Origin of the sequence: Neobacillus drentensis (assembly GCF_036965245.1) — a bacterium.
Classification (GTDB): Bacteria; Bacillota; Bacilli; order Bacillales; family Cytobacillaceae; genus Neobacillus; species Neobacillus drentensis_G.
Window position 1 is genome coordinate 18,489 of the sequence record NZ_JBALPG010000110.1, and the last position, 10,023, is coordinate 28,511.

General features: G+C 36.5%; 8 protein-coding genes and 2 pseudogenes. 6 read left to right on the top strand and 4 right to left on the bottom strand.

The features are described 5' to 3' along the window. The first annotated feature begins 170 nt into the window (after positions 1–170). The 3 genes from V7150_RS20005 (at position 171) to V7150_RS20015 (ending at position 2,373) form a co-directional block, all read left to right on the top strand. The gene (locus V7150_RS20005) at positions 171–1,256 is read left to right on the top strand and encodes a PrsW family glutamic-type intramembrane protease (RefSeq protein WP_335521797.1); all 1,086 of its coding nucleotides are present in this window, start codon (positions 171–173) and stop codon (positions 1,254–1,256) included. A 358-nt stretch (positions 1,257–1,614) separates the two neighbouring features. Continuing rightward, positions 1,615–2,037, top strand: a complete 423-nt coding sequence (locus V7150_RS20010; protein ID WP_335521799.1) for a MarR family winged helix-turn-helix transcriptional regulator — start codon at positions 1,615–1,617, stop codon at positions 2,035–2,037. A 15-nt stretch (positions 2,038–2,052) separates the two neighbouring features. Continuing rightward, entirely contained in the window at positions 2,053–2,373 is a 321-nt protein-coding gene (locus V7150_RS20015) for a YciI family protein (RefSeq protein WP_335521801.1), read from the top strand. Positions 2,374–2,709: 336 nt separating this feature from the next. Here V7150_RS20015 and V7150_RS20020 read toward each other — a convergent pair. Continuing rightward, positions 2,710–3,959, bottom strand: a pseudogene (locus V7150_RS20020) (MDR family MFS transporter). 280 nt (positions 3,960–4,239) lie between these two features. Continuing rightward, positions 4,240–4,709 (bottom strand): annotated as a pseudogene (locus V7150_RS20025) (MarR family winged helix-turn-helix transcriptional regulator). A gap of 157 nt (positions 4,710–4,866) precedes the next feature. Between V7150_RS20025 and V7150_RS20030 the strand changes: the two are divergent. Both V7150_RS20030 and V7150_RS20035 read left to right on the top strand, forming a co-directional pair. Beyond that, positions 4,867–5,493, top strand: coding sequence for an FMN-dependent NADH-azoreductase (locus V7150_RS20030; RefSeq protein ID WP_335521803.1), 627 nt, complete (start codon positions 4,867–4,869; stop codon positions 5,491–5,493). A gap of 309 nt (positions 5,494–5,802) precedes the next feature. Continuing rightward, complete coding sequence (locus V7150_RS20035) at positions 5,803–6,933, top strand: MFS transporter (protein ID WP_335521804.1); 1,131 nt, start codon at positions 5,803–5,805, stop codon at positions 6,931–6,933. A gap of 296 nt (positions 6,934–7,229) precedes the next feature. Here the strand turns inward: V7150_RS20035 and V7150_RS20040 are convergent, their stop codons facing one another. Next, positions 7,230–8,228, bottom strand: coding sequence for a PLP-dependent aminotransferase family protein (locus tag V7150_RS20040; protein WP_335521806.1), 999 nt, complete (start codon positions 8,226–8,228; stop codon positions 7,230–7,232). A 21-nt stretch (positions 8,229–8,249) separates the two neighbouring features. Beyond that, positions 8,250–8,579 (bottom strand): GntR family transcriptional regulator, encoded by a 330-nt coding sequence (locus V7150_RS20045; RefSeq protein WP_335521808.1) that lies wholly within the window; start codon positions 8,577–8,579, stop codon positions 8,250–8,252. 106 nt (positions 8,580–8,685) lie between these two features. Here V7150_RS20045 and V7150_RS20050 point away from each other — a divergent pair, with 106 nt between their 5' ends. After that, positions 8,686–9,534 carry an NAD-dependent epimerase/dehydratase family protein gene (locus V7150_RS20050; protein ID WP_335521810.1) on the top strand — a complete coding sequence of 283 codons (849 nt, stop codon included), beginning with the start codon at positions 8,686–8,688 and terminating at the stop codon, positions 9,532–9,534. Positions 9,535–10,023: the final 489 nt, after the last annotated feature.

Consider the following 10,023-nt stretch of genomic DNA (forward strand, 5'->3'; position numbering starts at 1 on the left):
TTTTTTAATGATCTTTTTATAATCAAATCATATAGAACATGATTTAGTCTTTTTTTTAACCAAAAAGATAATATAACAATTGTATAAAGGGGAAAGTAAAAAGGTAAATTGTTAAACAATTTTATTTCATTCTTTTTGGGAAGATTTGTACATAAAGAGGGGGATACTAAATGAAATGCCCAGAATGTGATTATGTAAATCAGGATGGGGGAAGGTTCTGTATAAATTGCGGCTTTACATTTTTTAGGGGAGAAAACACTCATCAAGAATCTAACAGCCTCTTTTATGAGTTTGCCAATTATGTCGATATGGTTCCGAGGCATGAACGTTCGGTTGTGCCTAAATTTCAAAATATATTCTCTCGAGTGTTCCGAAAGCATAGTGAACTTGAGGCTGAACGGCTTTTCATCGTAGGAACTGCGCTAACAACACCCAGAATTGAGGAAGTTAAGGAAACATGGCCGAAACCTTGGCTTTTTGCGAGAATATTTCTTATTGCACTTATTGCATTCTTAGGATTGTACGTGGGTGTAAGCTTGTTCAGAAATATAAACTTTATACCGGGTCTTATCATCGTTGGTGCTTTTGCTGTTCCTATTACGACGTTGATATTCTTTTGGGAGATGAATGCTCCTCAAAATATTGCTATTTATAAAATCGTTTATGTGGTATTTATCGGCGGAATACTCTCGATGTTAGTGGCGCTGGTGTTTTATGATATTCTAAAACATAACATAAATCCAATAACGATTGGAATTGTTGAAGAACTGGCCAAAGTTATAACCGTTATCTTTTTCGTGCGAAACATAAAATACCGGTATGTACTCAACGGACTTCTGTTGGGGGCTGCGGTAGGGGCGGGTTTTGCAGCTTTTGAAACTGCTGGTTATGCACTAAGGGCCCTTCTATCCGGAAGTTTCCCCAGCCTATATTCTACCATCCTGTTGCGCAGTATTTTAGCTCCCGGCGGACATGTCGCTTGGGCGGCTTTAACAGGTGCCGCCTTTTGCGTGGTGCAAGGGAACCAGAAATTTGAGCTGAACATGTTGTTAAAGCCAAAATTTATTCGAATATTTATTCTTGTCGTTTTGATGCATGCTTTATGGGACACACCTTTACCAGGTATTTTTCCAATCGGACAAATCATTCTTATGGCCTTATCATGGATTATGGTTTTTCGAATGATACGTGCAGGCTTAAAGGAAATAGCGAATAAGAAGTGGCGGTTGAACAATTATCCATTTGAGCCTACATGATACTGTATATTATTGAGATCTAATGCTAAGGCTCCGTCTTGGAGTATTCCTTTCTTTGACAACTATGAAAATTAGACAGTAAAAGAACTAAACATGGCCGTAGCAAACTTGGCACTTCCATTTTTCCTTTTTTGCAGCTCCAAGCTATACTCATTTTAGTATGGACACATAAACCCTAATTTCATTTTCTGTGGGGAAGTGCTGCTTTTTGCTCTCATGGATGGCTAGCGAGTGCGATTATTCAATAAGAATGATCGCCTTTTTCTTCTTCAAGTAACGGGCAGTTAAAGAAAGGTAAGGAAAGGAAAGGAAAAATTTTTTATTTACAGTTAGTGCACTAACTGTTAGTATACTAACTATGAGGGATAATAATATAACAATCAACTGTTTAGCATTTCAATTAAGCCAGGCTCGTAAGAAAGTTCAAAAACGGTATGAACAACACTTGGAAACATTAGGCCTAAACACATCTTACGTCTATGTTATGGAAGTGATAAAAGAATTTGGACCTTCAACTTTATCTCTAATTGCCGAAAAAATAGAACTAGAACGAGCAACTGTAAGCAATCTACTTGGAAGAATGGAAAGAGATGAAATTATTAATCGTTTACCTGGGAAAGAAAGGAGGTCAATGGAAGTTCACCTAACTCAAAAAGGAAAGGATATTTTAGATAAAGCACTGTTTAGTCTTCAAGAAATTGATAAACAACTAGATCATTTACTTAATGGAAATTTAGAAAAAATAAAGGATTCAGTTCAAAGCATAAATAGAAACCTATAAAAGGGGGGCAATTCTATGAAGAAATTCGTAGTCCATCTTACAAATAAACAAAGGGAGTTAATGACCAAAGAACTAATCATGGAGCATGTTGCATACTTAAGGAAGCTGAAGGGAGCAGGTGTTTTGACATTTTGCGGTCCTTGTGTAAATGGAACAGCTCTTATGATTGTTAATGCCCCAACTTATGATAAAGCTAAGGAATATGTAGAAAGTGATCCATTTTCAAAAGTAGACTACTATATTGATAGAAACATATTAGAGGTCGAAGAAGCTACTTTAGAAAATAATTTCCTGATAGATGATGTACTTACATATTTGAACCAAAAGCAACTTTAGTAGAACCAATGCTTTTCAACTACCATGTAAGAAGGTAATTTCCTTACAGTTTCTGTGGTGAAGCTCTGCTCCATGGTTGTCTTTCGGGTGTAAGAGTTGAAGATTCAGCAGCTGCTTCAGTAAGGAACAACCCAATCATCATATATTTCCACCCTGCAGAGCCTAACCCAAAACACAACCAGTGAAACCAACATGGCGATAAAAGGTGAATCTTCTCCACTTGCTATTAATCACAAAAATAACTCGGTCGATAGCATGGCCTCCTTTCATCCTGGACCGCAAGCTACCGCCGAGTTTTTTGGGGGAATCAGGAATACGGCCGCACTTAAGATTTCATCAATCCGCTGCCGCCAGCTGCTCCACATACATTCTAAATAACTGAATGTATAACCCGATACTGATGATAGCAAACAGTAAAATGATAGTGAATATTCCCATCGGCGGCACCCAGCTGGACAGTAACACCATCAATGGCGCTAAAAATTTCCCGATCGTGTACTGCAAGCTGTCGGCTCCCATGTACTGTCCTCTTGCATGCTCCGGGGCATAGCGGCTAATAAAGCTCTGTGTCACCGGGGAGCGGACCATCTCACCAAAGGTGAAAATGATGGTAATGAAAAACAAATACCATATATTCGTGTTGAGTCCAACAAAGAATGTGCCAAATCCGGAAAGCAGCGATGAGAGAATGAAGACATTGCGCTCTTTCATTTTGCCGAACTATTTCGTGACAGGAAAAATAAACAGGACAAACAAAAGACCGTTAAATCCTACCAGCCACCCAAAAATTTCCTTACTGGATAGCATCAGAAAAGTACCATTCCATGTGAACAGAGCCTGGGCAGGTACATGATCGATCACGAATACTGGCAAATAAAGGTCCAGCTGCATAATCGGAATCAGGGAACAGATACCCGCCAAAATATACACGAGGAACACTTTATCGCGAAAAATAATCCCATATCCCTTCAACTGTTCCTTAATTACACGAGTAATCATAATGGAACCTTTCTCGCTTTTCGCCGAATGCGGTATTGTTTCATGAACCATGAAATAAATGGCGATAAAATACACTAACAAGACCAATGCACAGATCCATAACAACTCTTGCCGGTAATGGAAAAAGAAAATCCCACCTAGTGCGGGCCCAAGCACGGCACCAATGTTATTCGCCGTCGTAAAGGTGGCGAAGACCTCGCGAAGGTTTTGTGCCGGAAAAAGGTCAGCCACCATCGCGGAGCTTGCAGGTCGGTAGATGGCTCCCCCAATTCCAATACCTATAAAGGCGATGTAATCAATCCAAGGAGACGGCGACACCGCAAACATAACAAACATCACTGTCTGAAGCGAAGCACCCAGCAGCATCACTGGCCGCCGTCCTAACTTATCCGTTAACGCTCCACCGAGCAAACTACCGATCATGCTGAAGATCGGAGGAACTGTCATCAATATGCCTGCAGTACGATTGCCTAATGCATCACTAAAATATACCGTTATAAACGGAAAGTACATCCAAACAGCATGTTAAACAATCCTTCTCCAATTAACCGGACTTTCAAATTGTTATCCCATAAACGTATTTGCATAAGATTCCCCCTTATTTCACTACGCAAGTTCCCCGGCCGGGTATACAAAATATAAAGCATTTTTTTGAAAAATTATAGACTTATAATTATGAATAGTTTAAACTAATAATATGAAGGTCGAGTATAGACCCGTTTATTTTAAATGTCTCACAAAACGAACATTTGTTCTAGAGTGATAAAGACGCTCCCATGGGAAGCGTCTTTTTTGGTTCGGAATATTGTCTTCTTTTTTACGGATTGGCGTAATCGGCCCGGTTAGTCCCTTTTTTAAACTCTATATTTACCAGACAGGTTTTAACTTCGATAATAATTTACCTTCATTTGCTTCATAAACTAATTTTGTTAAATCCTCTTTGAGCATTTGCATTCGTTCGGCACCTATGTTGTCAATCCAACGTCGTTCTATCTCAGCTAGTATCTCCTCTTTTGCTTTCATTACTAACCAACCACGTTCGGTCAAAACAATAATTTTCTCTCTCTTATCAGTGGAATGAGTTTGGCGCATTACATAACCACTTTTCTCAAGATAATCCACCATTTTACTTACAGCTTGCTTTGTAATTCCTAAGTGTTCAGCTAATTCTACACCTGTTGCTCCATTAGGAATGATATGTTTAAACATAAAACCATGTGCAGGTCTAATATCTTCAAATCCCAACTCACTCAATCTGTCATGAAGTTCATCAATGCACTAAAGGATAATGCCAAAAGTGCTGCAAGATCCAATTCACTAAATAACTGATCATTCATGTATTCAGCCTCCTTGAATAAAGTCAATTAAGTTGACTATATTTAAATTTTATTGTACTATCTGAAATATAGTCAATCAAATTGACTATATTTTTATAACTACAATGGGATGATAAATATATAACAACGTAAGAGTGAGCAACAGGAGGAAAAGAGAATGACAACAGTTTTATTTATAAAAGCAAACAATCGTCCAGCAGACCAAGCGGTTAGCGTAAAACTATATGAGGCTTTTTTAGCAAGCTACAAAGAATCACATCCAAATGATACAGTGGTAGAGCTTGATTTATACAATGAAGAATTGCCATATGTAGGAGTAGATATGATCAACGGCACATTTAAAGCTGGCAGAGGACTTGATTTAACAGCAAAGGAAGCAAAAGCAGTAGCTGTTGCTGATAAATATTTAGATCAATTCCTTGCAGCGGATAAAGTTGTATTTGCTTTCCCGTTATGGAATTTAACAATCCCAGCTGTCCTACACACATATATTGATTACTTAAACCGCGCGGGCAAAACATTTAAATATACACCTGAAGGTCCAGTAGGTCTTATAGAAGATAAGAAAATTGCATTATTAAACGCAAGCGGCGGTATATATTCTAAAGGACCAGCAGCTGAATTAGAAATGGCCGTTAAATATGTAGCAAGTATGTTGGGCTTCTTCGGTGTAAAAGATTTAGAGAAAGTAGTGATTGAAGGTCACAACCAATTCCCAGATCAAGCAGAAGAAATTATTGCCGATGGCCTTGAAAAAGCTGTTAAAGTAGCAAGTACGTTCTAATTAACAAAACACTTGTCACATATAGCAGTACCAACACTTTTAAGCGGTGGTACTGCTTTTTTATTCGCTCATCTCGCTACTTTTGGGCAGTAAGGACCCAAATGATCCTGCATTAACGGGCAGTAAGACCTCCACCTCAAGATTGTGAGGAATCCGAAGAAGATAGGTGGAGGATAACAGCCCGTAAAAGCCCGATTGGTTCAACTAACCATCAGTGGGGGATGAAAAAACCCCACTGATGGAAGTTTCACTTTATGCGAGCTTTCCATTCTTAGCTTATTAAACGATAGAAAGCAGGACTACATTACAATGGAACGTTTATGGACAAAAAACTTTATAATGCTGACAATTACAGCATTATTACTATTTAGTGGTTTTTATTTACTAATGCCAACACTACCTATGTTTATTAAACAATTAGGTGGAAGTGAATCTCAAGTTGGATTTATTATTGGAGTGTTTACAATATCAGCAGTAATTTTTCGTCCTATTATTGGAGGATTAATGGATCGATATGGTCGACGAGTATTTATAATAAGCGGACTACTATTTTTTGCAATTACAATGTATTTTTATGATTGGGTAACAGCAGTTATATTTTTAGTGGTATTACGTATCCTCCATGGAATCAGCTGGGCAATTGCTACAACTTCGATAGGAACGGCTGTGACTGATGTGATTCCACCATCTCGTCGTGGAGAAGGAATGGGATGGTATGGACTTGCAATGACTTTAGGCATGGCTTTAGGACCAATATTAGGTCTTTGGGTAGCAAAATCATTTTCATTTCACTATCTATTTCTTCTATGCACAGCATTAGCAATTATTGCATTCATACTTGCACTTGGTACAAAAATTCCAGCAGTTCAAAATACATCAAAAAAACCAATATCATTTTTTGAAAAAACAGTCTTACCAATAGCTATTGTTACATTTTTTCTAACTATTACTTTTGGTGGCATTACAACATTTTTGCCCCTCTTCGCAGCAAAAATCCAAGTTAATGCTGGTACTTTTTTCTTAGTTTATGCTGTCACACTTACAGTTATTAGACCGCTTGCAGGGAAGATTTCTGATAAATATGGAGAAGGGGTCATTATTGCCCCTGCGCTTATTACACTGATAGTCGCGCTATTAGTCCTAACAATGACAAAAGGGCTTGTAGGACTAGTTATTACAGCAATTTTGTACGGAATTGGATTTGGATCAGCACAACCGGCTCTTCAAGTAGCAACTTTACGATTAGCTCCACCAGAGAAAAGAGGTGTAGCGAACGCTACATTTTTTACTGCTTTTGATTTAGGGATTGGTTTAGGCTCGATGATTCTAGGATTTGTTTCACAGCTCATGGGATATCAAATGCTATTCATTGTTTGTGCTGTATCTGGGTTTGTTAGTCTGTTAATTTTTATTTTGTTTGTAAAAAAGACATTAAAATAACTTTTTAAATTATGGAAAAAGCGCTATTCTTTTTGTAGAAATATGCAAAAAGGATAGTGTTTTTGATATAAATTTATCAATTTCTGATGAACTACAATTGTTTTCTCAAGAATTTCAACAACTAATGCCACCACAACCATTGGAACAGTTAGCTAGAGAAATAGGGTTTATTTGGTATGCAGATTTTTAAATAGTTCATATCAATTCTTTAGAAAACAGTAAAAAATCTAGTTGAACGGCTTTTTACTTAATCTTAGTTTGATGTGCTTGGGGTACTAACCTAAATAGCACACTTGTTAAACCATTTGACCAAGTATTTGAAATATAGTTTGAATTCCAGTTGGAATAAGGGATTTATTTGTATTTCTTACATCTATTTTAATAATATTTTCTTTATTAAAATTTGATAAATAATTTTCATTAATACTCTTCAGCAGCACATTCTCAGCATTCAACCGTTGAATCAATTCAATTAGATTGATATTTTGAGGCAAAGTAAAATGTAGTTTTGTATCAAGAGAAATTGGTCGTTTATAGTCAATGCTAATTGAACACTCCTTTATCTGTCTTTCAAATTCTTGATGTAATAGCATAGCTTTTTTGGCATATCTTTTTGCAAGAAGCGTACTATGCGAAGTAAACATCCCACTTTTTAAGTAAAGTTCCAAGGCTCCCTGTGTAATAAGACTTGTATCATAATCAATCACTCGTTTTAGTGCTAAAAAATTGCTTAGAATATTGTCAGGAAGTACGATTACTCCAATTCGTAATCCAGGGAAAATAATTTTGGAAAAACTCTTTAAATAAATGACCTGATCATATAAATCATATGCAAATAAAGGATCTACCTTTTGATCTCGTTCAAAATCTGCTAAATAATCATCCTCTACAATATAAACATTATATTTTTTTGCCAAAGCTAAAATGGCTAGTTTCTCCTTTTTACTAAAAGAAGTTCCAAGTGGATTATGAAATCGAGGAATCGTGTAGAAAAATTTAATATGATTAGTTGCAAAAATGGTTTCTAACTGGTTTAAATCAATCCCATTTGCATCCCGCTTAATACCGATGCATTTTACACCTGTTGTTTCAACTAATCGATTAAAAAGATGATATGTTGGTTGTTCAATTAGAATTGTATCCCCTTCATTTGGAAAAAGAATTTGTGTTAATATATACAGCGCTTGTTGTGTACCTGTTGTAATCACAATTTTTTCATCTTTTGAAAAAACTTGGTACTGTACAAGCATCTTTTTAACTTCATGAATTAATGAAGGCAGTCCATTTACTGTCATACCATAAGAAAAGAGCCCGCTTTACTGAATCTCAATGGCTTGGTTTAAACAATGTTGAAAATCTGTATAGGGAAACATTGACTCTGAGGGTGTAGCAGTAGCAAAATTAATCATTGTCGTTTTTTCAGCAGCTCGATGATTAGATGCAGACAATACATAAAAGCCGCTTTTAGGAACTGAAAAAATCCGGTGCTGATATTTTAATTCATTTAACGCTTTTAACACTGTTTCTCTACTACAAATGTACCGATTTTTCAACTCTCGTATAGAGGGTAATTTGGATCCTTCGGTTAAAAAACCTCGTTCCATTTCTTGAATTAAATCAGCCATAATTCGTTGATATTTCAGCATTTACATACCCCTTTACCGGTACAGATGATATTTATTGTCATTGTATCTAATACTGGTCCGTTCTACAATGAAGTCGATTAAAGTATAGCGGAGGGAAGGGATCAATTTGAAAATTTTTGTAACAGGAGCAACAGGTGTGATTGGAACAAACCTTATACCGGCTTTAATAGAAAAAGGATATGAAGTTGGAGGGATGACAACAAGTAAGGAAAAAGTTCAATTGTTACAGTCATTAGGGGCAACAGCTTACGTGGGGAATGTATTGGAAAAAGAAGAGGTACAAGCAGCATTTCAAGACTTTCTGCCGGGTTTCGTGATACACCAAGTAACTGCACTCAGTAATGGAAGTGTAGTGGAGAATGCCAAAGTACGTACAATTGGAACACGTCATGTCATTGATGCAGTAAAGGAACTGAACGTAAAACGAGTTATTGCGCAAAGTATTGCCTGGGCATATGAACCCGGCGAAACGATTGCAACAGAAGAAGATCCTTTAGATATTCATTCAACTGACAAAAGAAGAATTACAATTGATGGCATTGTCGCGTTGGAAAATACGGTACGAGAAATCCCGAATTCAGTTATTTTAAGATATGGTACATTGTACGGACCAGGAACTTGGTATGGTAAAGACGGCATAATTGCAAAGCAAATTATGAAGGGTGAAACGAATGTAACGGATGGTGTAATATCGTTTATTCATGTAAAAGATGCGGTGAATGCAACAGTTCAAGCAATAGGTTGGAACGAAGGGATATATAATATTGTCGATGATACACCAGTAAAAGGAAATGCTTGGGTATCTTACTATGCCAAACAGTTACATACACTAAATCCAAATTATATAGATCGAAAACTACCGTGGGAAAGAGGGGCATCGAATCAAAAGGCAAAAAGAATACAAGGATGGAAGCTGCTATACCCTTCTTGGAAAGATGGATTTTTCGTTGAGTGATGAAAAAATAGATTCATGATAATCTCTTTTGCTATTTCGTCTATTCTGCCACTTCTTATTAAAGAAATTGGTTTTCAAAATCAGGACAATAAAGCATATAGTATGGCAGGCTATACATTTTTTTATTTTTAGGGTCAAGTATAGGGGTATTTTTTTCTACAATTTTTAGTATGTTTCATTAATCTCTTTATAGTTGAAGGCATACTTATGATAACGTCCTATTTTACATTAAGACAGAAAAATAGTGCGTTATCATAAGCCTTAAGAGGTTTAACTGAGATATGAGGAGATATTTTGAACAAACCTATTACGGGATGCTTTATCGATAAATTAATAATTCTTCAATACTCATCCAACGGTACATCTATAAGTTTGAAAGCTATTAACGTGCTGAATATGGTTTATTCCTTTTTTTAAAATATAACATTTTGCTATAAAACAACTTTAAACTGAGATGTGACCGACTCTTTAATCTTCTCCTATTATTAT

What these genes read in the sequence shown, in the direction of transcription:
- V7150_RS20035 (WP_335521804.1), top strand. Translation starts at nt 5,803, where the DNA reads ATGGAACGTTTATGGACAAAAAACTTTATAATGCTGACAATTACAGCA.
- V7150_RS20005 (WP_335521797.1), top strand. Translation starts at nt 171, where the DNA reads ATGAAATGCCCAGAATGTGATTATGTAAATCAGGATGGGGGAAGGTTC.
- V7150_RS20015 (WP_335521801.1), top strand. Translation starts at nt 2,053, where the DNA reads ATGAAGAAATTCGTAGTCCATCTTACAAATAAACAAAGGGAGTTAATG.
- V7150_RS20040 (WP_335521806.1), bottom strand. Translation starts at nt 8,228, where the DNA reads ATGACAGTAAATGGACTGCCTTCATTAATTCATGAAGTTAAAAAGATG.
- V7150_RS20045 (WP_335521808.1), bottom strand. Translation starts at nt 8,579, where the DNA reads ATGCTGAAATATCAACGAATTATGGCTGATTTAATTCAAGAAATGGAA.
- V7150_RS20010 (WP_335521799.1), top strand. Translation starts at nt 1,615, where the DNA reads ATGAGGGATAATAATATAACAATCAACTGTTTAGCATTTCAATTAAGC.
- V7150_RS20030 (WP_335521803.1), top strand. Translation starts at nt 4,867, where the DNA reads ATGACAACAGTTTTATTTATAAAAGCAAACAATCGTCCAGCAGACCAA.